Origin of the sequence: Pseudomonas sp. NPDC087615 (assembly GCF_044743445.1) — a bacterium.
Lineage (GTDB): Bacteria > Pseudomonadota > Gammaproteobacteria > Pseudomonadales > Pseudomonadaceae > Aquipseudomonas > Aquipseudomonas baetica_A.
This window is the reverse complement of record NZ_JBIUWM010000057.1, coordinates 1-25659: the sequence shown is the minus strand read 5'-3', so window position 1 is coordinate 25659 and position 25659 is coordinate 1. Positions and strand designations below refer to the sequence as shown.

At 61.2% G+C, this 25659-nt stretch carries 14 protein-coding genes; 3 read left to right on the top strand and 11 right to left on the bottom strand.

Annotation, left to right across the window (positions count from 1 at the left end; genetic code table 11):
* Positions 1 to 148 precede the first annotated feature (148 nt).
* The 9 genes from ACIOU6_RS22940 to gspG all read right to left on the bottom strand — a co-directional run bounded on the left by ACIOU6_RS22940 (position 149) and on the right by gspG (position 22521).
* Positions 149 to 12649, bottom strand: coding sequence for a filamentous haemagglutinin family protein (locus tag ACIOU6_RS22940; RefSeq protein WP_401138992.1), 12501 nt, complete (start codon positions 12647 to 12649; stop codon positions 149 to 151).
* A 202-nt stretch (positions 12650 to 12851) separates the two neighbouring features.
* The gene (locus ACIOU6_RS22935) at positions 12852 to 13961 is read right to left on the bottom strand and encodes a substrate-binding domain-containing protein (RefSeq protein WP_221732767.1); all 1110 of its coding nucleotides are present in this window, start codon (positions 13959 to 13961) and stop codon (positions 12852 to 12854) included.
* A 458-nt stretch (positions 13962 to 14419) separates the two neighbouring features.
* The gene (gene gspF / locus ACIOU6_RS22930; RefSeq protein ID WP_221733509.1) at positions 14420 to 15631 is read right to left on the bottom strand and encodes a type II secretion system inner membrane protein GspF; all 1212 of its coding nucleotides are present in this window, start codon (positions 15629 to 15631) and stop codon (positions 14420 to 14422) included.
* Positions 15631 to 17037: a type II secretion system ATPase GspE gene (gene gspE, locus ACIOU6_RS22925; protein ID WP_401138991.1), complete on the bottom strand. Its 1407-nt coding sequence runs from the start codon at positions 17035 to 17037 to the stop codon at positions 15631 to 15633. The genes gspF and gspE overlap by 1 nt, the downstream gene beginning before the upstream one ends.
* A complete protein-coding gene (gspD, locus tag ACIOU6_RS22920) occupies positions 17034 to 19385 on the bottom strand; it encodes a type II secretion system secretin GspD (protein WP_401138990.1) in 2352 nt (783 codons plus the stop codon). The genes gspE and gspD overlap by 4 nt, the downstream gene beginning before the upstream one ends.
* The gene (gene gspM / locus ACIOU6_RS22915; RefSeq protein WP_401138989.1) at positions 19382 to 19930 is read right to left on the bottom strand and encodes a type II secretion system protein GspM; all 549 of its coding nucleotides are present in this window, start codon (positions 19928 to 19930) and stop codon (positions 19382 to 19384) included. The genes gspD and gspM overlap by 4 nt, the downstream gene beginning before the upstream one ends.
* Positions 19923 to 21101: a type II secretion system protein GspL gene (gene gspL, locus ACIOU6_RS22910; RefSeq protein WP_401138988.1), complete on the bottom strand. Its 1179-nt coding sequence runs from the start codon at positions 21099 to 21101 to the stop codon at positions 19923 to 19925. Before gspL ends, gspM begins: the two co-directional genes overlap by 8 nt.
* A complete protein-coding gene (gene gspK / locus ACIOU6_RS22905) occupies positions 21098 to 22054 on the bottom strand; it encodes a type II secretion system minor pseudopilin GspK (protein ID WP_401138987.1) in 957 nt (318 codons plus the stop codon). The genes gspL and gspK overlap by 4 nt, the downstream gene beginning before the upstream one ends.
* An 8-nt stretch (positions 22055 to 22062) precedes the next feature.
* Entirely contained in the window at positions 22063 to 22521 is a 459-nt protein-coding gene (gene gspG, locus ACIOU6_RS22900) for a type II secretion system major pseudopilin GspG (RefSeq protein ID WP_187678581.1), read from the bottom strand.
* A gap of 148 nt (positions 22522 to 22669) precedes the next feature.
* Between gspG and gspI the strand changes: the two genes are divergently transcribed.
* Positions 22670 to 23044, top strand: coding sequence for a type II secretion system minor pseudopilin GspI (gene gspI / locus ACIOU6_RS22895; RefSeq protein WP_401138986.1), 375 nt, complete (start codon positions 22670 to 22672; stop codon positions 23042 to 23044).
* A gap of 262 nt (positions 23045 to 23306) precedes the next feature.
* Here the strand turns inward: gspI and ACIOU6_RS22890 are convergent, their stop codons facing one another.
* Positions 23307 to 23666: a DUF6124 family protein gene (locus tag ACIOU6_RS22890; RefSeq protein WP_401138985.1), complete on the bottom strand. Its 360-nt coding sequence runs from the start codon at positions 23664 to 23666 to the stop codon at positions 23307 to 23309.
* 591 nt (positions 23667 to 24257) lie between these two features.
* On the opposite strand from ACIOU6_RS22890, the gene ACIOU6_RS22885 reads away from it, so the two are divergent.
* Together ACIOU6_RS22885 and ACIOU6_RS22880 are read left to right on the top strand one after the other, a co-directional pair.
* Positions 24258 to 24668, top strand: a complete 411-nt coding sequence (locus ACIOU6_RS22885) for a hypothetical protein (RefSeq protein WP_401138984.1) — start codon at positions 24258 to 24260, stop codon at positions 24666 to 24668.
* Between the two features lie 171 nt (positions 24669 to 24839).
* Positions 24840 to 25229, top strand: a complete 390-nt coding sequence (locus tag ACIOU6_RS22880) for a hypothetical protein (protein WP_401138983.1) — start codon at positions 24840 to 24842, stop codon at positions 25227 to 25229.
* A 118-nt stretch (positions 25230 to 25347) separates the two neighbouring features.
* Here the strand turns inward: ACIOU6_RS22880 and ACIOU6_RS22875 are convergent.
* Positions 25348 to 25659 (bottom strand): transposase (locus ACIOU6_RS22875; RefSeq protein WP_401138982.1); only part of this gene is annotated, 312 nt, incomplete at its 5' end.

Below are 25659 nucleotides of genomic sequence, written 5' to 3'. Positions count from 1 at the left end.
AGGATCTGCCGGTTCTAGAGTCCCGGTCTGCGACCCGCGTATAGCTGCCACCTCCATTTCGTATCGCAGCGAAAGCAGTTCAAGTGTATTTGTGCAGGTAAAAAAAGGGCGACCAACCGGCCGCCCAAACGTACTGCACGAGAGTCTTTTATAACGTCAGTTGCCCACGCTCCTCCTCGGTCAACTGCTGTTTGGCGTGTTCATCCAGCGCCCCGGCGCCCAGCACCTGTACCGGGCTGTTCGGGTTGTAGCCCGGCGTCGGCGCAAGGCTGGCGCCATCGCGGGACGGTGCGAGCTGTTCGTTGCCGAAGCTCAGCACCTGCACGGTGAACACCGACGCTTGGTTCTGCCGCGACGCTGCCTGCTGCTGACGGGCGACGTCTTCTGCCGCTTGCGTGGCAGACGATGCGGCGGAACTGGCCGAGGTGATCGCCCCGGTATTGACCGCCGAAACCACTGGCACACCCGTCGACTTGCCCTGCACCGAGATGTTGGCGGCGTTGACCACCGTCAGCGCGGCGATGTTGACGTTGCCCGACACACGAATCCCCGCCTCGCCCGCATCGATGGTGCCCAGCGGCGCGATCAGGTCGATATCGCCCGGCGCCACTTCGGCAATCGGGTTAAGCGTGGCGATACCGGCGCCGGTGCTCGGCACCGATGGCGACAGGCTCACGTTGCCCCAGGTGTCGTACACGCGTTTTGGCGGGCTGTAGACCACGGTGGTTTTCGAACCGCGACCGGCGTTGATGTCGCCTTCGGCCGACCAGCCGAGGATCGACCCGCCGAAGGTGGTCATGATCCGGCTCTGACCGAGCAGAATGCTGCCTTGCGAGTAGAGCTGAATATTGCCCGAACCCTGGGTGATGATCCCCGCCGTCGATGGCGGCGCCGCGCCTTCGATGCCGAACACCTGACCACCGCCCGGCGTGAGCATCTGAATGTCGCCGCCGAACAGGGTCTTGACCCCTGCTCCGCCGTACAGCGTGATGTCGCCGTCGTAGCGGATCGGATTGCCGGCCACATCGGTGGTCGGGAACAGCGCCGCGATGGCATTGCGACCGCGCAAGTAACTGCCCTGACGCGGGCCGTCGACATCGTTGTATTCCAGGCCGCCGGCACGCAATTCGGCGAAGTACACCTGCCGCGCGAAAATCGCCTGCTGGGCACTCGGCAGCGCGGCGTAGAACGCTTGCGCCTGTTCTGCATTGCCACTGAAGCCGTAGCCGAGGGTCAGCCAGCTCTGCAACTCGTCGAGGTAGGTCTTGACCACTTTGCCCGGTTGCCCGGTAAGGGAAGTATCCGGATTGGCGAGATTCTGCCGGCTCAGATAGCGCGCGATGAACTGCGCATAATCCGGGCCTTGCCCCCCCGCGCCGGCCTGCAGCACCACACTGGCACCCGCACGATTATCACCCGCCACCAACGACCCGAGGCTGGTGATGCTGGCACGGTTTTCCATGAGAATGTTGCGTCCGGCGTTGATATCCAGAACACCCGGCCCGGCGATATCGAAACTGCTATAGAGGATGTCGCGACCTGCCGAAACCCGTGAAACGTCTCGCGGATTATTGTGAATGAACAGGTTGCCAGCGGAGGTGATGAGCTCTCGCCCGACACCCATTTCATCCGACTGGACTTGAGTGGGCTGGCCCAGATTGGTCCCGGACGCCACGATGTCGCGACCGGCAATCATCCACACCGGCCCCGCCGCCTCATACCAAGTACGTTTGGACGTAGTGAAATTCAGAGTTTCACCGTTGCGCACGCCCACCAGATCGCCAGTTAATGCATAGAAGCGTGCGGGCCCCTGCACTTTGCTGAGACCCGAATACGTGTTGGGGCCAAATGCGAACAACGGATAACGCAAGTTGCCGTCCGATGCGACGCCGTCACTGCTGTAATTGGTGGCGACGGGTCTGACTTGCGCATTGTTGTCAAAGCGGTTGAACGCCGGATTGAACGGCGTGGCAATGGACGCTGGACTTGCTCCGGACTGATTGATCGCATAGCCGCCGGCGTAGATGGAATCGCCCGCCAGCATTTCCAACTGGCCAGCTGTCGACGGCGCCAAGAGCAACGAGTAGGCGGACAGCGGGAAATCGTTCCTTTTTACCGATGCTGAAGGCCCGGCATAAATCGATCCCTGACCCGCCACTGCGCGCAAAATCGACGGATAGACGAATCGACCGTCTGTAGGCGATGTGTTTCGCCCCAGCGGTAAACTGAAGTTGTTGAACTCATTAAACTCTGCCATTTGGGTAGAAGGCGTAAGGTTTCCCCCGGCCGAAAACAAGTCGATGGCGGTGTGCTCGGTCCACAATGAAAACCCACTGAGGATCCCGCCTCTCTGGATGTCACCATTGGCATCAAAGACCGGGGTAGCGTTCTGCAGGCTGACGCGTCCCGGGTCGCCTGCTCCGCCCAGTACCAGATCGCCACGGGTGCTGAGGCTCATCCCCGAGTCACCGGGGATCAATACCAGACCACCAGAGGCTGTGCTTGTAGTTGATGTAAACGGGTCAAGCGCACGGGTTTCCCTGATGTCATGCGAACGTGACGCGGCGCCGTACTGCAGATCGATACCGCCCAAGGCGCCGCCAGTCAATTGCACCGCGCCGCGCAGGTTGACCAACGCACCTTGCAGGTCGTGAAACGGCCGCGCCCCGCCGGTATCGCCAGCCCGGGCCTGCAGTGACGGGTTGAGCTGGCCGCCAATGCGGATATCCATGTCACCGCCACCCGTCATTTGCACGCGGCCATCGCTGCCGACCCTGCCGGTGCTGCCGACTGCAACGTTGAGCCCTTGGCTGCGCAGGTAACTCGTCGCGTCTCCCAGCGGCTTCAACATGCCCGCATCGGCCCCGGCGCGCAGACTGATGTTGCCGCCGCCCAACGTACCAAAGCCGGTGAAACCCACCAGGTACGGCTCGGTACTCATATTGCTGTCGGGTATCGGTTGAGTGATGTAGCTGCCGAAATTGATCCACCAGGCCGTTGGAACATCGGCATTCCCCGTGCCTTGACGCCACAGCCAGTTGCCAACGGCAACACTGGCTATCTGCTCACGAGTACCGCCCGACTTCTGCTCTTTACGCCCCACCGAATCGCCGGAGATCGAGCCACCGGCATTGATGCTGAGGTTGCCGCCCAGTTGCGGATACCAGGCCTGATAGAGGCTGTCAGTGCCGCCGTTGACCCATTTCTCGTAGTCGGCTCCCGTGCTGCCTAAAACCGAGTTTGTATCGGACAGGTGCCCGCGCATCTGGTTGTAGAGCGGGTCGACATTGGCCGACTGCGTCCCTGCGGTGTACACACCGAAAGGCGAATCCATACTCAGATTGCCGGCCGCCATCAAGTCGAGATCGCCCGTGCCGGTTCGCAGCACGCTGAACATCTGGGTATGCACCTTGGCGGATTTTTGCGGGTTGTTTTCCAGACACAGGTCCGGCTGCAGTTCGCAGAGGATCAGATAATCATCAGGAACCGGCTCGTAATCAGCGCCCATGCCGCTACCCGGCGCCCAGACCCAACGCGCCATCGGCGCACAATCGCTTGGGCCGATTTCACAAAGAATCAGATACTCGTCGGGGATGGGTTCGTAGGCCGGGAAGCCGTACTGATTGTCTACGGCCCAGACCAGTTTCGCTACGCCCTGCGTAATCGTCGCACCATAGTGAGTGTCCGCCAGCCGCAGATGACCACCGCTGGTCAACGGCTGGACCGTGCGATTATCCGCCGCGTCAAGATCAGCGCCGGCCACCACACGCATCGACCACGAGGCAGTGCCTGCAGGCAGCATGCTCGCCACCGCCCAGTTCTTGCCCTGCTGGGTGCCGTTGAACGACCGCAATTCGATAATCGTTGTCCCATCAGCCAACTTTACGTCCGTCATGGACGGAATGAGTGACCCGCGCAGCAATGCCAGTGAACCGCTCAATTTCACCCCGGAAACGGTTCCCACATCCACATCGTATACGGCCGGCAGCGGCACGCCTTTTGGCCAGGTCATAGCTTGCAGCGACGTGGCGTTGTTCAGGCGAATCCCCGCCCCCAGGCGCGTTGACGCCGGCAACGTCACACTCTCAGAGAGCAAGGTGCCGGCGGCAAACAACAGATTGCCATTGCCGTCATGAATCGCCGCCGCCAGCACGGTGCCAGCGCCAAAGGTATAGGCCTGGGCCAATACCGCTTGAGTCGGCAGCAAGGTGCCGCTGGCCAATACCGCGCCTTGAATCATCACGTCGTAATTAAGCACGGCGCCCACCGGAAACTGCGTGCCTTCGGCCAGTGAAACGCCAGTGCCCGGCACGATAAGATCGCCACCGAACGGCTGCACACCGGTGATCAGTTTCCAACCGGCGTCATCCTGGGTTTGCGGTGGCGGCGCAAAGCCGTCGTTGATGCTGCCGTAAATATCGAGGTTGCCGCCGGCGCGGATTACCAGACTGCCGGCCTCACCCGAGCCGTAAACCGACGGGTCCAGTCGCGTGTGCGGATTGAGGCTCGCGTAGCGATAGCCAGACAAGTCCAGATCACCCTCCACCACCAGGTCGCCGTCGGCAGTCTTGCTGGCAATCTCTACGCCCGGGCGCAGATGGAACGCATCGGCATAGGTGGCGTTGTTCAGCCCGGCGAGTTTGCGTTGCAACAGATCATTGTTGCCCAGAGCGGCGTTGATGAAGTTGTTGCTGTCACCGTGAATGCGATCGAGCATGGCTTGATCGATCACTTGATACGGGCGGCCAGTGACGGCCTGATCGGTGCCATCGAGAGCATCGGTGTAGCGACGCACGCCATTGAGACCGATGGAACGTGCGCCCTGAATGGTCAACGCACCACGGGCATCAATGGCGATGTCATTGCTGCCCAACCGCGGCGCGTTCAGCTCCAGCGTGCCACGCAGCATTCCATCGTTTTGCCCCGCGAGAATGCCAGGTACCGCATCAGTGCCGTGACGCAGATCGATCCGCGCACCAGAAGCCAGGGTGAGCAGACCATCACCGGAATTGAGCTCGACCGTCGCCCGGTTCGGCGCATCGATGATTTTGCCGTAGCTGTCGACCCGCAGCACACGACCATGGGCATCGAGCACGCTGTTGCCGGCCAGGGTCAGAGCGTTTTTCGCCGACAGATGAATACTGCCGACACGCTCACCACTGGCGTCGATCAGACCGGACACCGTCAGACTGCCATTGTCCACCGAGACATTGACCTCGCCAGCCTTGAGGCCGTCGCCGATGAGCAGGTTGCCTTGCTTGAGCTGCAAGCTGCGGCTGCCGAAGACCTGCCCGGCATTCAAACGCTGGTTGAGCGCGGCGAACTGTTCAGTGGCATCACCCCCCAGACGCTGCGCGCGAATGTCAACGCCGCCGGCCTTGTACGGCACCAACGTGCCCCCGGCGTCGTAATAACCGCTGCTGCCACCAAGGATCTCGCCTTGCAGATCGACCATCCCGGCCGCATCGGCCAACGCGACGACGCTGAGATTACCGGCCTGATTGTTCTTCGCCGACAGATCGATTCGCGAGCCCGCCGCCTGACGAATATTGCCGTTGGCGCTGTACAGCGATATGTCACCGCCCCAGCTGTACTTGCTGACATCGTTGAACGGCAAGGTACGCCCGGTCAGATCCAGCACGGCGGCGTTGCCAAGGCTTAAATCATCTTCGGACTTCACGGTCAGTTTGCCGCTGGCCAAGGCGATACGGCTATCGAGAACGATGTTGCGAGCCTCAAGGTTGAGTTCCGCACCCAAGGCATCCGCCACCCCGTAAGCCCCGCCACTGCTGAGCGTCAGGCTGTTGCCGGCCTTGAGCAAACTGACCGACGCCGCTTCACCGGTGAGCAGCGGCGTGCGCAGGTTCAGATTGCCGCCGCTGTAGCTGTAGCCCTTGTCCGGGTCGTAAGCGCCCTGCTCCTGATACACCGCCAGACTGCCCTTGTGGTTGGCGGTGATGCGTTCGCTGGCCGTCAGGTTGACGTTGGCAAAACCCAGCGCCAGACGATTGTTCTGATCCAGGCCGCTCGGCTGTGGCATCGGGCCGTAACCCAGTTCGATGCGTTGCGCCTGGATATCCAGCGTGCCGCTGCCCGTGCCGGCGCCGCCAGTGATGACGCTGCCGGGTGTTTGGGTGGCGCCGTTCCAGATCAGGTTATTGGTGTGGATGGTCGCCACATCGTTGGCATCGCCCAGACCGTAGATCGCCGGAGTAATGAGCACCAGGTTCTGCAGTTTGCTTTGGCCGGTCTGCGGATCAAGCGTGTCGAGGCTTACGCTGCCGTAGAAATTGAAGGCATCGCGGGTAGTCAGGCTCAAGGTTTCCAGAGCCGGTGCGCCAAATTGGGTATCGCCGCGCAACAGTCGATCAAGCACGTTCTGGTTGAGGGTCAAACCTGCCGGTACGCGATTGCCTGCCGCCGCCAGCGCCTCAGTGCTGCCGGCATTCACCGAACCGACCGACAACGCCAGATGACGCGTGCCGAAGCGCACGGCTTCACCGAGCTCAAACTGGTTATCCGTGGCAGCGGTGATGCTGCCGTTCGAATAAAGCAGCGCCGGATTACTGCATGAATCAGCAGCACAGGTGCCAATTCGGATACTGCCAGCTCCGCTCAGATTTGAGCCCGCTTGTGGCGCGAGCACGTTGGTCCAGCCGTTCGACACGAGCAACAGGCTTGATGCCCCCGGCTGATATATAAAGCCCGCCGTTGAATCGTAAGGTACGTTGCCGCGACCGAGCGTGTTGATCCCGGCACCCGCCTCGACCGTGATACCGCCAGTGGTCAAGGTGGTGCGCAGCAAGACTTCCGGCGCAGAAAGGACGGCCCCCTCACGCAACACGATATTGGAGGTGGTGCCGAGGAAACTGATGATATTGCCTGACGTGTTGTACACAACGTCCGGCATTGCACCGAGGGTCAAACGCCCGGCGTTGAGGTTATTCAGCGTGTCGGCGTACAACGACACACCAGCGACGTGCGCGGTCGGCGCCTGCCCGGCGCCGAGGATTTCCAGGTCACTACCGGCATAACCACCGCGCACCACCGCCGTCCCGGTCAACCCACCCTCAGCGGCGTTGAACAGCGCGCGCCCGTTGAACTGCAAAGCAATGTCTTGCTGACCACCGGTACTCAAACGCAGATCCAGGGTCTTGCCGTCCATAGGCGCCAATGCACGGGGTACCCCGCGCCTGGCGGCATCATTGCGGATGAATGGGGTAAGCCCGGTTTCGTTGTACTGCGAGTAACGGCGCAGCATGTCCGCCGACGTCAGGATGACCTGACTGGCCAGGCTGTCGCGCAGGCCGGTATTGGCAATCGACATCTGCCCGCTGCTGGTCCACGAACCATTGCGCAGTTGCAGCGCCGCCGTCGTCGCAGTCGGTGTTGCCTGACCGTTGACTTCGACCCGGAACGCCCCCGGCAACAGGGCAAAGGTGGATGGCAACAGCGTGTAAGTGCCCGCCGCCAACCCCGGGACACCGGCGCCAATGGTGATTTGCTGACCCACGCGCGGATCGACCGCGCCCGCTTCCGCCAGCACTGGCGCATAGCGGCTCTGATTGCCCGGAACAATGGCGTAGACCGGATTGCTCGTCAGCCCCGGCAAGCTGAAAGTGCCGTCGGTGGCATTGCGCACCAGCGGATTGAAACGCGCATCGGTAGAACCGCCGCGCCCGGAGATGAAACCAGCGCCGCGAAGATCGCCACCACCGGACAGATCGATCAGGGCACCACTCTGCACATCAACGTATTGCCCACCGATTGCCACACCGTTTTTTTCGCCAGTGATGCCGTTCAACACCACGGACTTGCCGTTGTAGAGATAATCGATGCCGTCGGTAGTGCCGCCGTAGGGCATGACCAGACCGGCACCGCTTACCGACGTTGTACTGCCAGAAAGCAGGCGTACCTCGTGGCTGGTAGTCAGCAAATCGTCGCCCAGGACAATCTTGCCCAACGGTGCCCGCACAACACCGCCCTGCTCGATGTACGCAGCGGAAAAGCTCAGATTGCCGAAAACCGAGTACGGCACCTCAGCGGGCGCCGCGCCGTGGCCGCTGATGCGCAGGGTGTGGTCGGATACCGCAACGGCGCCCTGATAGCCGACCCGCACTTCAGCCTGGACGCCAGTGCCTGGATAGATCTGCGCAGCACCAAGATTCAAGTCACCCGGCGTCCACAGCCGGGTTTTCTCGGCACCATCGTTTGGCGCGAGGAAACGCAGGTCGCCGCGGCTGTCGAGAGACACCACACCGAACGCCCGGCGGCTGTACTCAACAGCCGGGGCATTGAGTTGCAGAATCGAACCCTGCGTACCGACGGAAAGGCCATTACCCACGTCCAGCAAGTCTGCCGACGCATTGAATGTCGCGTCCGACAGTTGAGCCGTCGGGTTATTGGTCAACCGCGGCCGGATCCTGTTGACGCCCGCGAAGTAGCTGCCCACACCGGACAAACGCAAGTACGGAGCGCTCAAGTCGACACGTGTCGTTTCCCTGGACGTTTCGGCCAGCGACAACGCCCCGGCGTACAGATTGAGGCTCTGGTTCATGTGCAGACTAACGTCGCCGTCAAACGACAGCAGGCCGTTGCTCAACAGGCTCAGGTTATCGAAACCGCCCGCCATCAAGCCGTCGGCACTCAGACGAGCCTGGCCATAGCGCAAGCCTTCGGCGCCCTCGCCCGGTCGCAGATTGACGGCCAGCGATTCATCACCTGCGCCTTGGCCGATGATGATCTCCCTCGGCGCCCGCACCGCATTGCTTGCCGAGTCAGCGTAAAGCGGCGTCTCAAGGGCGATGTCCAGACGACCGCCGGCAGCGCCGACACCGCCCGCCGCCGCACGCAAGTGACCATCAATGAACAGGCCGTTGTAGGAACTAAGGCTGATGCGCCCGCCATCCGTCGCAACGCGGGTTGGCCCCTGACCGGCGACATCCAGAATCGCCTCGGTGCCAGAGGCATCAAGCCGCGCGCCCGGACGCACAATCACGTAGGCGTCGGCAGCCGTGGCAGTCGCCCGTTTCGAATCGATTTCACCGCCGATGATGATGCTGCCACCCTTGCCGACCTGTCCGTAGGTTCGACCTAAGGCATCGAGCGCGGTGTTGGCGCGTCCGGCGACATCCAGCACCGCCTGCTCGCCGATCCAGATAGAACGGTTATGTGCATTTGGATCGGCCAATTGAATCGACGTATCCGGTTTGATCGAGCCGAACGGTTGCTGGCGGATATCCACCGTGCCGCCCCAGGCATTGAGCTCACCTTCAACCGTGATCTGCCCGGCACCGCGAAGCTTGATGCTCTGCCCCGGATCGACGCTGATGCGCGAACCACGGCCAAGCGTCAACGCACTGTTGGCCGCGTCGATCAGACCGACCAGACTGGCCCCGCCCTGCAATGCCAGGCTGGCACCGGCACGTTGGGTCAGCACTCCCTTGATCGGGTTTTCCTGGAAGAGCGTTGGCGTCCACAGTTCCAGTGCCGATTGCGGATCAACACCGCTGACCTGATTCGGCGCGGCATCGGCGAAGCGGTACACCGGCATGCTCACGTCAATCGCCGTGTCTTCGGCAACATCGAGCCCGCTCAGACCGATCAGGTTGTAAGCGCTGAACCCCTTGTTGAACAGGTCGGCAGACAACTGCAGGGTGTTGTCGGCCAGCACCTTGTCGGTCTGCCCGATGAGTATCTTGTTAGCCTGCACGGTGAGGGTGCCGCCGCCCGTCACACCGTAGCCACGCACTTCGCCATCAAGGTTCAAATGCGATTGGCCCGGTGCGCTAATGGCGCTGGATTCCAGCGTCAAATCACCGCCCTTGCCGCCCCGGGTCTTGCCGTTGGCGAGCAGCGCGCCGCCAGAGGACACATCGAGCAGACTGCCGGCGTCGAGATCGATATCGCCACTGCTGCGAATCGACACCAGACCACCGTTGAGGTACGCCAGGCTCGCGCCATCGTCCGGATTAGTGCGCAGGTTGCTCCACACACCGCGAGTATCCAGTCGCACGCCTTCGGCAATCACTACCTGTGTCGACTGGCCGGATTTCGCCGTGATTTGCGTGTCGGTGGTTGTCGAGCCGTTGAACTGATTGAGCACGTTACCCAACCGCACACTGCCGCCGCGAGCCGTCAGGTCGGCGCCCATTTGCACATCCGGGGCATACAAGGTGATGTCGCCACCGGCATCGACCGTGAGCGCGCCATCCACGGCGACTTGATCCTTGGCCGACACCTTGAGCGCGCCGAGGCGGAAGCCATTGAGCTGCTCGTTATCCAGAAACAACTTGCCCTTGCGCGAATCAGATACCGCGCCGGCCAGATCCAGATCACTGCCGGCAACCGGACGCTCGCCGCCAATCTGCACCTGATCCAGCAACGGATTGAGCGTGTAAAGCAATCCACTCGCCGCCGCCACATACGCTGGGTCATAACTGCCGACAATCAATTGCGCACGACGCGCCAGCGCCGTCTGGCTCTGTTCGTAGCCATCAAGCAACGGTTTCGGCGCCTGATTCTGCCGCTCGCCCTGATACACCTCGCCAATCATCTGCCCGTCGAGCACGGCGTTGGCGGTGGCGATCACCAGTTGCCCGGCATCACGACCCACGGTGTACCCCGACTCGAAACGCGAGCGCGGCGCAATCAGCGGATTGTAGAAGTAGGTCGTCTGGCCCCAGCGCTCGCTGTTGTCTTCATAACCTTTGTAGAGCCCGGTATAGAGCAGATCCCCCGGAGCACGGGAGACTTCATACAAGCGCCCATCCGCGCCACGCAACCAGCTCTGGCGGATCTGCCCGCTCTGCACATCCAGGGTGCCGCCGGACAGGTTGATCAGCGAGCCCTTTTCAGTGACCACATCGTTGCCGGCAAAACTCACCGTGCCGCCCTGCGCCATCCACTCGCCAACGCTGTGGCCCTGAGTGCCGAGGTAGCCGCCGACTTCAAGCAAACCGCCCGCCGTGTACCAACGATCCGTGGCATAGCCGTTGGTGCCGGCCGGTACGTAGACCAGCTCGCGCACATCGACCCAGATGTCATTGCTGTTGAGCGCCCCTTTCTCACGGTTGACCGAGGCATCGCGCTGCTCGTTACCCTGCACATTGATCTTGATGTTGTTGTTTTCCATCGCCACTTTGACGCCGAGGGCACCGGACACATCGATCATCGCGCCGTCACGCACCAGACTGCGGCGCCGGGCATTGACCGCGACCTGACCACCAGTGGCCAGAGTGATCGAGCCGTTCTGAAACTCGACGCTGGCGCCACTCTGGATTTCGATGCGCGACTGATCGCCACGAATCCGGTTGTTCGCGCTGACGGCGGTCAGGGCCGCGTCGCGCTGACTGTCGAGGGCCGTGAGATCGCTGCTGTCGAGCATGATCGCCGTGGCACTGCCCTGCCCCAGCGTGACGCTGCCACTGGTGTCGGTGATCGGGTTCGTCAGGTGAATCGTGCCGCGTGTCGCGACTGAAGTGCTGGCGAGCAACACGCCGTTCTGCACCACTTCATGACCGGTCAGGGTGATGTCGCCGGTGGCGGATTGAATCAACCCATTGTTAGTGACTTTGCCCGCCACAGCGCCGGCCTTGAAGGCCGGAGTGACTTCGTTACCGAAGGTGGTGGACAGCGCATTGCCTTCGGTGCCCGAACCTTTACGGATGTAAAAACGGTCACCGGCCGCTAATACCGTCTGGCCCTTGATGGTGCTAATGCTGCCGTCGTTCTGCACTTCGTTGCCGAGCAGCAAGGCATAGCCGCCAGCATCGGTGGAGGCCGCCGGTTTATGCGTCGCGATGGAGGCGCCGCGCTCCACCAGCACCTTGCCGACGGCATCAGTGAAGGTCGGCGCCGTGCCGGTGCTGTCGAAGTACAGGCCACGATCACGGAACTGGATATCGGTGATATTCGCTGCCGCCGCCACCAGGTTGCGCACGTTGACCTGGCTGCTGCCGCTGAAGACGATGCCGTTGCGGTTGATCAGCATCACCGTGCCGTCACCCTTGATCTGGCCCTGGATCTGGCTGGCGCGTGCGTTCGGATCATTGACGCGGTTGAGCACTGCCCAGTTCGCTTGTTGGGCGAACTCGACCGAGGTGTTACGACCGACGTTGAAGGTTTCCCAGTTGAGGATCGCCTTGTCGGCGGTCTGCTCGATCTTCACCGTGGTCTTGCCGTCGGCCTGCGTCTGTTGCGGCCCCTTGGCGTTCTGCCAACCTTGCGCAAGGCTGTTATCGACCTTCAAACCGCCCTCGCCCAGACCGTCCGGGACAAACTGCACCGAACCCAGCGCCGTTGCGCGCCCGGCCGCCTGCGCCGCTTGCTGTGCTGCAATCGCGGCAACGGTGTTGTTCAAGGTCTGGATCGACCGCTGCAACTGCTGATTGGCCTTCTGTTGCTGAGCCAATGGCGGCGTCATCCCCGGCAAACCACCGACGCTCGGCCGTGCTGCCGCTGCTTGCTGTGCGGCGCCCTTGGCAGCGAACCAACTCGAACTGAAGGCCGTCTGCGCGTGCGCGCTGCCCGCCACCAGACACAACGCCACCGCTTGCGCCAACGGCTTGAGCAGCCACAGCGCCGGGTCCACGGCATCACGCTTGAAGGACTGAACGTTGGTACGACGACGGGATGGGCGAGCGAGCATCACTACGAGATCCTTTTTGATTGCCACACTTGGGTTGCCACGCAAGGCCGCAGGCGTGCAAAAACCTGCTGTTACGACATAGGCAGTTGGCGAGGGTCACGACCGAACGGATGTCACACAAACTTCATGTTCGGGGTGTATTCGAGCAAAAAAATGGCGGCAACCCGAAGGTTGCCGCCATTTCGATTACGCCAGCTTGAGCTTACAAAGGACGACCGATAGCGTTGCAGACGCTGGCGTTATTGATGTCCAGGTTGTAGCCCGAAGTGTTGGTGATGAAGTTGGCGGTTACAGCGGTTTTCCAGGCGTTAGGCACAGCGACAAATTTGTGCGCCTGAGTCGCGGTGTTGTTACCCGGGTTGCTGTAGTGAGTGGTCAGGAAGGCTTTGACGTCAGCGGCCACCGCTGCATCCTTGTAGCACTGGCCGAAGATGAAGTTGGTGTAGGCAGCCAGTTTGTAACCCACGGCAGGGTTAGGTACCACTGGCGACCAGTTGGCTGGGTTGGCAGCCTGAGTAGCGGTAGAAGGAGCAGCAACAGCGGCCAGTGCCAGGTTGACGTTAGCCGAAGTCGGCTGAACACCGTTCACACGAGCAACAACCGCGTTGCTGGTCGCATCAACACCGTCCGGGCCGACATAACCGATGGAACCGTCTACAGCGTTTACGGTGGTGGCAACTTCGGAAGTGTTGGCGACACCAACCCAGTTCGAAGGCAAGGCGATACCGCCGATACGGGCGCTGGTGAAGGTGGAGCTGGTGTTGAACTGAGTCGGGCAAACCGCGTTCAGGTGGCGGGTCAGGATTTCCGAAGTGCCGCTGGAAACGTTGCGGTAAACCACGCGGATGGCGGTGGTATCAGCAGTGCCCAGCAGCGCGCCCCAAGTGGTTTTCTCGCCGGAGAACACTTGGCACAACTGCGCACTGGTCAGGTTCAGAGCAGTCTGGCCGGCCTTTTTGTACGGAATGGCAACCGAAGTGGCAACCGATGGCAGTTGGATCAGCGGGCCGTACGAAGCACCGAAGTTGGTGTTGTAGGTGTTGATTTCCGAAGCGCTGAGAATCGAGTCGCTACCGGCGAAGTGCACAGTGCCGGTGGTGCCGAAACCGGTTGGGTTGTTGGTCAGGAAAGCCGTTTTGCCACCGCCGCTACCGATGGCGGCGTAGCTGAAGTTGGCTGGCAGGATGCTGTCGGCAGAACCTTTGTACAGAGCGGCTGGCAGAGTTGCACCACCACCGGTAACGGCCATGGCTTGAGCAGAGGCCAGAGCGGCGACGGTCAGGGAAGCTGCGATCAGAGTGCGCTTGAACATGAAGAATCTCCTTTTCAACTAGGGTGTGAACACAGGGTTTCAGGGGCTGCATGACACTTGAAAGACTCACCTGGCCCTCGCTGGCGTTGGCCCTGGTTAAGTCGCACTGAGAAATTCGCAGGTTCCGGTGACAGATAAAGGAAAAAACCTCGGGAGGTGCGCGGTGATTTTCGGGGGGATTTCTCGGGTGTTCAGGGGGATATGCGCAGTGTCTGGATCAAGGCTTTGGCTGAATCGGGCTGGAGCCGTTGACGGGTCGTTGCAGATGACAGAAAGGAGAACCCGAGGATGGTTGAGTCAACGGTCGGGTGATGCTGAAGTCCTGGGAAAAAATCTGGATTATTTATTGCCCTGACTGGCCTCTTCGCGAGCAAGCCCGCTCCCACAGTTGAAATGCGTTCCCCCTGTGGGAGCGGGCTTGCTCGCGAACGGGCCCGATCAGACAACCGCAAAACCCGCTACTGCACCAACTGGTTGATCTCAATGATCGGCAACAACACCGCCATCACAATCACCAGCACCACCCCACCCATCACCACAATCATCAAGGGCTCAAGCAGCGCGGTCATGCCCATCGCCCGGCGCTCGATATCCCGGGACAGGGTCAGCGCCGCCCGCTCCAGCATCGGTGGCAGCGAACCGGTTTTCTCGCCGCTGGCGATCAGGTGAATCAGCACCGGCGGAAACACATTCTCCACCCGCAGCGCCGCCGCCAGGTTGACACCTTCGCGCACCTTGGCCGTGGCATCGCTGACGCTCAGGCTCAAGCGGTCGTTGGACAAGGTCTGCCGCGCTGCCTCCAGTGCTCGCAACAACGGCACCCCGGCGCCACCGAGAATCGCCAGCGTCGAGGCAAAACGCGCAGTGTTCAGCCCCAGAATGAAACGCCCGATCAGCGGCAACTTCAGCACCCGATGATGCCAACTCAAGCGCGCCGCCGGATTACGCAGATACAAACGCCAACTCCAGAATCCGCCGGCCATGAATGCCGCGCACAACCAGCCCCAACTGCGAATGAAATCACTGGCATTGAGCATCGCCAGCGTCAGCCCCGGCAGATCTTGCCGCGCCTGGGAAAACGCACTGACCACCTGCGGCACCACGTAGCTGAGCAGGAAAATCACAATGCCGATCGACACCAACCCGACCACACCGGGGTAGATAAACGCCGTGAGAATCTTGCCGCGCAGGTTGTTGCGTTCTTCGATGTAATCGGCCAGTCGTTCCATCACCTGCGCCAGATCGCCGGACTCTTCCCCCGCCGCGATCAACGCGCGGTAGATCTCGGGAAAATCCCGTGGTCGCGCCGCCAGGGACTCGGCCAGACGCATGCCGCTGCGCACATCGGCGCGCACGGCGCTGAGGGTGTGGGCGATGTGCTTTTTCTCGGCTTGCTCGACCGTGGCACTCAACGCCGCTTCCAGTGGCAGACTGGCGCCGAGCAGGCTCGCCAGTTGCCGGGTGGCCCAGGCCAGGTCGTTGTCCGAGAGCTTGGCGCTGAACAATCCGCCGCCACCGTGGCTGGCGACGTTGCTTTCCTTTTGCACCGACAACGCGGTCAAGCCGCGCCCACGCAAGGCACTGAACGCGGCGGTTTGACTGTCAGCCTCCAGATGCCCGGATTCGATTTTTCCGCTGGCGTCGGCGGCTTCAAAGCGATAGCGATTCATCAGGCGTCCCGTGTCACACGCAGGATTTCTTCGGGGGCGGTGGCACCGCTGCGAATCCAGCGCTCACCGTCCTCGCGCAGGCTGAACATCCCGGCCTTGGCGGCAGCCGCGCGCAAGGCTTGCTCCCCCGCGCCTTGGTGAATCAACGTGCGAATGTCATCGTCGATGCAGAACAGTTCGTGAATGCCGGTTCGGCCGCTGTAACCCGTGTTGTTGCAGACGGCGCAACCCACCGGGCGCCAAGTCCCGGGTGTCGCCGGATCTTCCTGTTTGCATTGATTACACAACCTGCGCACCAGCCGTTGCGCCAGCACGCCGAGCATCGACGAGGCCAGCAGAAACGGCTCCACACCCATGTCGATCAAGCGATTGACCGCCGACACCGCGTCGTTGGTGTGCAGGGTCGCCAGCACCAGGTGACCGGTCAGCGACGCTTGCACGGCGATTTGCGCAGTTTCCAGATCGCGGATCTCGCCGATCATGATGATGTCCGGGTCCTGGCGCAAAATTGCCCGCAGTGCGAGGGCAAAGGTCATGTCGATTTTGGCGTTGACCTGAATCTGGCTGATCCCCGGCAGGTCGTATTCCACCGGGTCTTCGACGGTGAGGATGTTGCTGGTGCTCGCGTCCAGCCGCGCCAGCGCCGCGTAAAGGCTGGTGGTCTTGCCACTGCCGGTGGGGCCGGTGACCAGCACGATGCCGTGGGGCTGGCGGATCAGGTGATCGAGCTTGGCCAGCACCTGCGCGTCCATGCCAAGGGTTTCGAGGTGCAAGCGCCCGGCCTGCTTGTCGAGCAGACGCATCACCACCCGTTCGCCATGGCCGGTGGGCACGGTCGAGACGCGAATATCGATCGGCCGGCCCGCCACACGCAAAGCAATCCGCCCATCCTGCGGCAGGCGTTTTTCGGCGATGTCGAGCTGGGCCATGATCTTGATCCGCGACACCAATGCACCGTGCAACGCCTTGCGCGGCGAGACCACGTCACGCAGGGTGCCGTCGACGCGGTAGCGCACCACCGAATGGGTTTCGAACGGCTCGATGTGAATATCGCTGGCCTCATCGCGAGCGGCCTGGGTGAGCAGCGCGTTGATCATGCGGATCACCGGGGCGCCGTCCTGGGTATCCAGCAGATCGGTGATTTCCGGCATGTCCTGCATCAGACGATCAAGGTCGACTTCGTTTTCAGCAGCGCCGACCACCGCCGCGGCGCTGCCCGTGTCGGCGTAGGCGGCGGCGAGCAAACCGTCGAGTTCGTCATCGCGCACCCGCGTGACTTTGGCCTCGCCGAACTGGCGTCGCACCTCGCTGATCGACCAGCCGGGCGTCGACGGGCACACCGTCAACACCCCGTCGCGCAGCAAGATGCGTTGAGCCTTGGCCCAGGCGTATGGCAGGACGCTCATTGCAAGGGCACTGCTTTGATCGTGGCGCGCGGCCCCGACGTCGGCCTGCTCACCGGCACGCCTTGCGACGCCGTGGGTAATTGCGGCGCCTGCATGTCCGGCATCGCCCAACTGCGCTCCGGTTGCAAACCGCCCTGTGCGCGGCGCATGAAGTCATAGCGGTTCAGTGTGATGCTGCGCCCCGCTTCGCTGTCGCGAATGATGTACGGGCGCAGGAACACCATCAGGTTGGTCTTGCTGATCGCCCGGCGCTCGTTGCGAAACAGCGCGCCAATTCCGGGGATGGTCGACAGCCACGGCACCGCATCATTGCTCTGGCTGTAGCCATCCTGCAGCAAGCCGCCGAGCACCATGATCTGCCCGTCATCGAGCAGGATGCTGGTGTCGATCGCACGTTTGTTGGTGACAATGCCCGCCGCTCTCGCGCTGTTGGACGCGCGCTCGTCAATGCTGCTGACTTCCTGATAGATGTCGAGTTTGACCGTACCGCCCTCGGAAATCTGCGGGCGCACATTGAGTTTCAACCCCACTTCTTCACGCGTCACGGTCTGGAACGGGTTGTTGCTGGTGCCCCCGCCGCCGGTGACGTAGCTGCCGCTGACAAACGGGATGGTCTGGCCGACGAAAATGCTCGCCGCTTCGTTGTCCAGCGTCAGCAGGTTCGGCGTCGACAGCACGTTGGTGCCGCCCTTGCTCTTCAGCGCTCGCGCCAACACTTTCAGATCAAGAATCTTGCCGATGCCGGGAATATCGACCGTGCCGTTGACGTAGCCGAGGTTCAAACCCTGCGGCAGCGCATCAATGCTGGTCTTGCCGCTGAGATTGAAGCCGGAACCACCCAGATTCGCGCCACCAATCACGCCATAGCCGCCCAGGTTGCCGGTCTGCCACTGCACGCCGAACTCACTGGCATCGTCCTCGCCGACTTCGACAATCAGGCTTTCGATCACCACTTGCGCGCGGCGCTGATCGAGCAGATCAATGACTTCGCGCAGGTTGCGGTAGAGCGGCTCCGGCGCGGAAATCAGCAAGGTGTTAGTGGTCGCGTCAGCCTGAATCGTCACGCCACCAGCGCTGAACGCAACGTTTTGCTCGGTGCTTTGGGCGCTGCCACTGGTGGCGCTGCTGCCCTGGGCATAACTGCCGCCAGTGCTGCCGTTGCTGGACGTGGTCGAAGTAGTGCCGCTGGTTTGCGTACCACTCTGAGCATTCGAACCACCATTATTGCCGCTGCTGCCCATGGCACTGAGCACCGAACGCGCGCTGTCACTGGTGCCGCTGTCGCTTTCGCCAGTGAGCAAACCGCGTAACGCCTGCGCCAGTTTCGCCGCTTGCGCGTTACGCAAATAAACCACATGCAGATTGCTCGGATTGCTCTGCGCGTTATCCAGTTTGTAGATCAGATTACGCGCCAGTTCCGTGCGCTCCGGACTGCCAGCGCGAATGATGATGGTGTTCGAGCGTGGATCGCCAATCACCGCGATTTTCTGCGTCGGATCATTGCCCGGCGTGTCGAGTAAATCAGCGACCATCGGCGCGATGTCGGCAGCGATGCCGTTCTGGATCTGCACCACGTCGGTGTCGATGGCGCTTGGCGTGTCGATGCTGGCGATCAACTGCGCGACGCGGGTCAGGTTGTCGGCGTAATCGGTGATGACAACGGTGTTGTTGCCGGGATAGGCGTTGATCGGATTGTTCGGCGACACAATCGGCCGCAACACCGGAATCAGGTTCACTGCGTTCTCGTATTGCAGTCGAAACGTGCGGGTGAGCATGCCGTTGCCGGCAGGTTTGTCGGCGCTGTAGATCGGCCCGCCGAGCAGTTTGGCATCGGCCTCAGGCACGACGTGGGCGACCCCGCCGACATCGACCACGGCAAAGCCTTGCATGCGCAGAGCCGACAGCAGCATGTCGTAGGCCTGGTGCGCCGGCACCTGACCTTCCGAAACCAGCGTCAGGCTACCCTTGACCCGTGGATCGACCAGAAACTGCTGACCGGTCGAACGTGACAAGGCGCGCACCACCGCTTGAATATCCGCGTCGACAAAATTCAGCGTCACCGGTTGATTACCCAGCGGATTGCTCGGCACGGCGCTGCCCCGTGAGGCGGCGCTACCACGAGCGCGCTGGGTGATGTTGTGCAATTGCTTGGGCGCGGGCCTGACTTGCGCCTGAGCCCGCTCGCGATCAAGCACCGCATCACCGCTGCGCTGAGTGTTGGCCAACGGCCGGCCGAGTTCGCTGTCGACCAGCAGCGGCGGCTGATTCGGCGGTGTGCTGGTGTTGCTGCACGCGCTCAACGCCATCAGCAGCATCGGCAGTGCCAGTTTGGATCCTGACCCCTTCATGAAGCTTCCTTAGCGCCCAGCGCCTGATCCATGCGAACGGTGCCAGACAAAGTGCCGGCAGTAACTTCGGTCGAAGCGTTTTCCGCGCGTTGCAAACGGGCCTCGACCACTTGCAGAGAAAGTTGCGACGGCTGGCTCAGCAACCAGTCGAGCACCGCGTCGGCCGGCGCGGCGTCAAAGGTCAGCTGCCACGAAGCCGAATCCGCCGCCTGCAATTGATAGTGCCCGGCCAGACCACTGGCCTGCAGGGTTTGCTCCAGCGACTGGCCCACGCTTTGCCCGTCCGGGCGCACATTGACCTCGCGCAGCAGCACTTCCAGCGCTTCGGTCTGGGCGCGCAACTTCGGGGTTTCGCTTTGCCAGTAAGTGATTTTTTTCAGCGGTGGCTGAATCAGTGCCACCCAGACCAACAGCCCGAACAGCGCGATGGCCATGCCCGCGACCATGCGTTTCTCGCGCAACGCCAGCGGCTGCCAACGCGCCTGCAACTGACGGTTGAAGCCCTGCCAGCGGGCGCGGTACATCGCCAACGCAGCCTTATTCATCTTCTGCCTCGCTGCTGTTGTCTTCGGTTTCACTGGCGGTGGCTTCAGCGGCCGGGCGCAACGTCCAGCCCTCGTCGTCGGCCGTCGCGCTGATCCCGGCCTGGGCCAAGGCGCTTTGCCAATCCTTGTCATTGCCGCTGCGACGGGCGTCGCTCAACAGGCTCAGTTGCAACGTCCCGTCGACATAGGCCAGACGTTCAACGCTGCCGGCCATGAACGGCATGCCCGTGCCCGCCTGCAACACCAGGCGACTGAAGTTCTGCGCCGGGTCATCGACCGCGCCTTTTTGCCGCGCCGCCAATTGCTGGCGGGCCTGCTGCAGCGGATTGAGGATCACCGGCAATTCGGGGAAGGCCTGCTTCACCCGCACATTCATCTGCGTCTTGAGCTGCTGCCCCTGACTGGCTTCGCGCGCGGCATACAGGTTCAAACCGATCACCCACACCGCCACGGCCAGCGCCGACAAGCCAAGCGCCCGCCCCCAACCACGATGTTCAGTGACTTGCTGTTGCAGCACACCGTGCAAGCCCCAACCCGGTACCGGCCCGGTCCAGCGCAGGGCTTCGCTCATGGGCAGTTCGGCACCGGGTGGCGGCGCGGCGCCGATCCAGTGCAGCGTGACGCCCGGCTCCCACAGCGTGTTGTCGACGCCTTCATCAAACAACGGTTGCACCCGCGCCGATTTCAGACTTTCGCGCAGCAACAGATGGCCGTCCTGCACACACGCGACAAGGCCCGGCAGCACCGGCAAGCTGTACGCCGCCGGGTACAAACCGCGCAGGTTCAGGCCGGACTGCTTGAGAAGATGCGCAAGGTGCAGCAGGCGTTGACGCGGCGCCCACGCGATTTGCACCCGCCCCGCCTCGTCACGCGGACTGTGTGCGATGTGCATCTCACGGCTGTCGCCGAGCATCAGCGCCTGCGCCGCGCACTGCACCGCCGCGGCGGTCTTGTTGGCGGGCAGCGGCGGCAAATCGATACTCGCCAGCAGGCTATCCGCCGGGTTCAAAAAACACAGCAACGGCGGCAGTTTCGGCATCTGCCCCAACTGCGCCAATGTCAGGCAGTCTTCACGGCTGACCTGGCCCTGACGATCCAGCCATGCGCAATTCACCGTGCAGTCCAAGTCCAGTTCCGCCAATGGCGGCAGCGCAACCCTTATCTGAGTCATACGCCCACCCGCGACCAGATCACTTGCGGCAACCGGTCCTGGCTACGATGCAACAACGCCTCGAGGCTGACCCGGCGCTGCTCGCGTCGCGCTTCACCGCGCAGGCGAAACCAGTCGCTGGTGATGCCGACCTTGACGCTGCTGACTTCCAGATTCGGCATGCGCAAGCGGTTAACGAAGTCGCCCCGGTTGATGAACCAGCGTCCGGTGTCACGTTCATTGATCAACGCCTGCGCGCGCTCCAGCGACAACCCCGGCACATACGCCGCCAGCACCGGTGCGGTGGCGGTATTGCCGTTGAGCCAGGTCGTCGCGGGAATCACCGTCATGTAAGGCGCCAGTTTGCCGATCACCGCGTCATTCACACCGTCAACACTGCGCAAATCATCGAGACTGCGCAGCATCGGCAACGTCGGATTTTGTGGTTGGCGCGAGGCATTGGGCGATGTCGCCCGACCGCTGTCGACGCCGTGGTTGTTTTCGGCCATCTGCGGATTCAACAGGCGCGGGTACGACTCGATGACCCGCTGACGGATGCGCTGATTCAAACCGGCGCTGATCCCGATCAACTCGCACAGGCGCTGAAACGCCTGCACCTGCGCCTCATCGACACGCTCGTTGGCCACCAGATTGCGCAGGTTGAACTTGCCCTGCTCGTCTTCCAGTCGCCCCTCGAAACCCTGAGCCACCAAGCGCTGTGCCCACGGCTGATCGAGCCGGGTCAGCGGATCGCGCTGGCGGGCATCCCAAAGCAATTGACGGCTGAGCTCCACGCCGCCCTGCACAATCCAGCGCCCCTGCACGCGCTGCTGATCAGCCTCCAGCGCACGGGTCGACACGCTCTGGCGCGTCAACATGCCCGCCGCAATCACCGCCACCACGGCCGCAATCAGCAACGCGCTGATGATCGCCATGCCTTGTTGCTTCGCCCCATCAGGCGAACGTCTGTTCATGGCCGGCCTTACAGCTGCCAAGAACCGATATCGGCATTCACGCCGTCGCCGTCCGGCTGACCGTCGGCGCCGAGCGAGAAAATGTCGATCTCGCCGTTGGCGCCCGGGTTGAGGTACTGATAAGGACGGCCCCACGGATCATTCGGCAGACGCTCCAGGTACGAGCGCCAGTTGCTGTTCTTCGCATCCGCCGGACGCTCCACCAGCACTTTCAAACCCTGATTCATGCTCGGGTAAGTGCCGTGATCGAGGCGATACAACTTCAAGGCCTGCATCAACCCGCCAATGTCCTGCTTCGCCGCCGTCGCCCGCGCCTGATCCGGCCGGTCGAGCACCTTGGGCACCACCATCGCCGCCAGAATCCCCAAAATCACCACCACCACCATGATCTCGATCAGGGTAAAACCCTGCTGCCCACGGGGCTTGCGCGGCGACTGCTCAGGCGGTTTGCACGGTGCGATATCCATCTCGACATTCCTTTGGCTTGATTCGATTCGACGCGCAGTGTTGCAAGAAGATATGTCAGGGATGTTGAAAATCCTCGGGAGTTTTCGTCGTCAAGCCGTCAAGGACGGGGGTTAGCGTCGAGGGCTGTGCTTTGGTTTTGGGCCATTTATGCGTGCGCGTTCGCAACAAGCGGGTTTCACCCTGATTGAAGTGCTGGTGGCGCTGGCGATTATTGCCGTGGCGATGTCAGCGGCTGTGCGCGTGGCGGGGTTGATGACGCAGAGCAATGGGGTGTTGCGGGATCGGTCGATTGCTTTACTGGCCGGGCAAAGTCGTTTGGCGGAGTTGCGGCTTGAAGGCAAGTTGCCGATGGGGATGAAAGCGCAGGAGTGTGATCAGGGGCGGTTGTTGTTGCGGTGTGAGCAAGTGATCGCAACGGTGGAGAATGGGCGGTTGCTCAAGGTTGGGATTCAAGTATTCGACCGCAACCAGGACGCGCCGCCACTGGCAAAACTCGAAACCCTACTCACCTGCCCCCTGTAGGAGCTGCCGCAGGCTGCGATCTTTTGATCTTGTTTTTCAGGATCAAAATCAAAAGATCGCAGCCTGCGGCAGCTCCTACACAGATATCTCTGGCAGCAGAAACAGCGCATGTGTCATCACCATCGCTGCCAGCCCAGCGCCCAAAGGTTTCACAGCCGGACACAACATCCCTGACCAACCCAAAACCCTGTGGGAGCGGGCTTGCCCGCGAAGGCGCCAGAACGGACACCCAATCAATCAGCAGGTGATCCCGATACGCGCATCACCCCGGCAACTGCAAATTATCCAACGCCCGATTCACTGCCAATTCCCCGAGCATGATCAACTGCGCAATCCCCAACAATGCCCGACGCTGCGACGCCGGCAACAGACTGGCGACGTTCTGGGCGATGGTTTGGGCCGAAGCGAGTGTTTCACTGGCATCGAGCAGCAGTTCTTCATTTTTGTTGTCCGCCGTCACGGCGTACATCCCACGGCTTTTACGTGGCAGCGGCGTGGAACCGGGTGGACAGAGGTAATGGTCGAGCGCGCGGTCGGCGGCTTCGTGGAGTTTTCTGGAATCGAGGGATTCGTAGGGGGAAACCGAGTCGGTTTCGGGCGGGTTGGGTGTTGGTTTGATCATGGTGAAGCTCCTTGATTGTTGGAGCCGCCACATTTCGCTGCGAAACGAAGGGAGGTGGCAGCTGTACGCAGGTTCGCAGACCGGGAATCAAGGCACCCGGCATACCCGAAGGTATCCCGCGCACAGCCGCCATAAAGCACCATTGCCTAAGATGGCAACGAGATTTGGAGCGCTGTGCGCCTTGATTGATCCGGGCTGCGAAACCCGATCGCTGATTCATCAGCGACCGAACCACAATAGAACCCGCCCCCAAGGCGCACAAGCCGGCGGATTCTGACGTAGCTGTAGGCAATGGCGCAAGGATGTGTAGCCTGGGAGAGTGTTTGGAGATGTCTTTTTAAACGCTGGTGTTTATCGAGACCTTACTGCGGCACCTTCCCGTTTAAACAAATCTGCCCCATTACCGGCAATTTTTACCGCGCACAACGCGTGAACCCAGTCGGGGCGTAAAGGCATTGCGAGCGACTCGACAGAAGCCACTCACCAACAGTCAATCAAAGATCTGTAAGAAATATTGAGCGCAACTTTTGCCTCAGGCATTCTGTGCGACGCAAATGTACATGGACGGTAGATTTTTGGCGGAACTGTTAAATGAAACTAAAAATATTAGCCATCAGCCTTTTATGTTGCGTCAGTTTATTTACAAGCGCAGCAGACGTTCCTATCAAAGAGGGAATGCCATTTTCCAAAGCCCGAAAAGCCTTGATCAAAAATGGCTGGAAGCCGAATCCATCCTACTCAGGTGAGTTCGGGGTTGAAAACGTCATCCAAAGAAAAGGCTTTAATGAAATCGAGTCTTGCACGGAGGGCGTCCGTTTCTGCAACTTCAACTACATCAAGAACGGAGATTGTTTAGGTGTAGGAACTGTCGGCGAAGAAGTCAAAGACATGAAAGTTTATTCCTGGAACTTCAAATGCCCTGAAAAGGATGAAAACCAGAAATCGATAACAAAGGGGACTGATTTATTTTACGGAAATAAATCAGTCCCGTTTTTTTGCTAGGCGTGATCGACAAGATCAAGGCCGGTGACATTCCGGGCGCGATGCCTAAAGCAGCAACAAGGTGGGCGGCGCTTCCCGAAGGTCCAGGCAAGAAGAATCACTATCCTCCGCAACCTTACGCCGAGTATCCGGACTTTTTATCGACCTACAAATCTGCGGAGGAACTGTCCAATGAAGGCTTCAACCCTCGTACTTGCCGCACTTTATTGCATGGGCATCAGCCCAGCGTTTGCCGGTGGCTCACAGGCGATAAGCGACAAACACGGGCCAGCAGGCATCGCCGTCGGTGAGCGTTTGGTGGCAGCCAAGTCCAAGCTAGTCAAACAAGGATGGAAGCCGACGCAGATGCACACCACCGACGGCTATGAATACAGTGGCGTGGAACGGGAGCTGGCTGCACGCAAGTTCTTCGAACTGGATACCTGCTCGTTTGATAGCTCGCGCTGCATCTTGTACTACACGAAGAAAGGAACTTGCCTGCGCGTCGATACCATCGGTGAGCAATTCAATGACATGACGGTCACGCGATGGACCCGTGAATGTCCTGAGCCGTCTCAATAACCACACGAAAACGGCGCAGGACAGTAACCGACCCGCTCCCACAGCTTTCAGCGTCGTACACAACATCTGCAATCAGCATAAAACCCTGTGGGAGCAACTGTCTTTACCCTGCCATTCGTCACCGCCATTCGGTGCCGTCTCGCAGCATGGCATTGAGTCTGATAAGCAGTATCCGCATACAGGCGATGAGCGCGACTTTCGCGCTCTTGCCTTTCTCCCGCAGAGCCTCGTAGCGGACTTTGAAGTCAGCCTGATAACGGATCACGACCCAGCTGGACATGTATAACGCATGCCTGACACGGGCCCTTCCTCCGTAGATCTGACGTTTTCCGTTGTGATTACCACTGTCGTCGTTATATGGCGCGAGCCCCGCTAGAGCCGCCACTTCGCGGCGATCCAGTTCGCCGAGCTCCGGCAGGTAAACTAGTAA

Coding starts and splice junctions, on each gene's coding strand:
- ACIOU6_RS22940 (WP_401138992.1), bottom strand. CDS start 12,649: ATGCTCGCTCGCCCATCCCGTCGTCGTACCAACGTTCAGTCCTTCAAG.
- ACIOU6_RS22935 (WP_221732767.1), bottom strand. CDS start 13,961: ATGTTCAAGCGCACTCTGATCGCAGCTTCCCTGACCGTCGCCGCTCTG.
- gspF (WP_221733509.1), bottom strand. CDS start 15,631: ATGAATCGCTATCGCTTTGAAGCCGCCGACGCCAGCGGAAAAATCGAA.
- gspE (WP_401138991.1), bottom strand. CDS start 17,037: ATGAGCGTCCTGCCATACGCCTGGGCCAAGGCTCAACGCATCTTGCTG.
- gspD (WP_401138990.1), bottom strand. CDS start 19,385: ATGAAGGGGTCAGGATCCAAACTGGCACTGCCGATGCTGCTGATGGCG.
- gspM (WP_401138989.1), bottom strand. CDS start 19,930: ATGAATAAGGCTGCGTTGGCGATGTACCGCGCCCGCTGGCAGGGCTTC.
- gspL (WP_401138988.1), bottom strand. CDS start 21,101: ATGACTCAGATAAGGGTTGCGCTGCCGCCATTGGCGGAACTGGACTTG.
- gspK (WP_401138987.1), bottom strand. CDS start 22,054: ATGAACAGACGTTCGCCTGATGGGGCGAAGCAACAAGGCATGGCGATC.
- gspG (WP_187678581.1), bottom strand. CDS start 22,521: ATGGATATCGCACCGTGCAAACCGCCTGAGCAGTCGCCGCGCAAGCCC.
- gspI (WP_401138986.1), top strand. CDS start 22,670: ATGCGTGCGCGTTCGCAACAAGCGGGTTTCACCCTGATTGAAGTGCTG.
- ACIOU6_RS22890 (WP_401138985.1), bottom strand. CDS start 23,666: ATGATCAAACCAACACCCAACCCGCCCGAAACCGACTCGGTTTCCCCC.
- ACIOU6_RS22885 (WP_401138984.1), top strand. CDS start 24,258: ATGAAACTAAAAATATTAGCCATCAGCCTTTTATGTTGCGTCAGTTTA.
- ACIOU6_RS22880 (WP_401138983.1), top strand. CDS start 24,840: ATGAAGGCTTCAACCCTCGTACTTGCCGCACTTTATTGCATGGGCATC.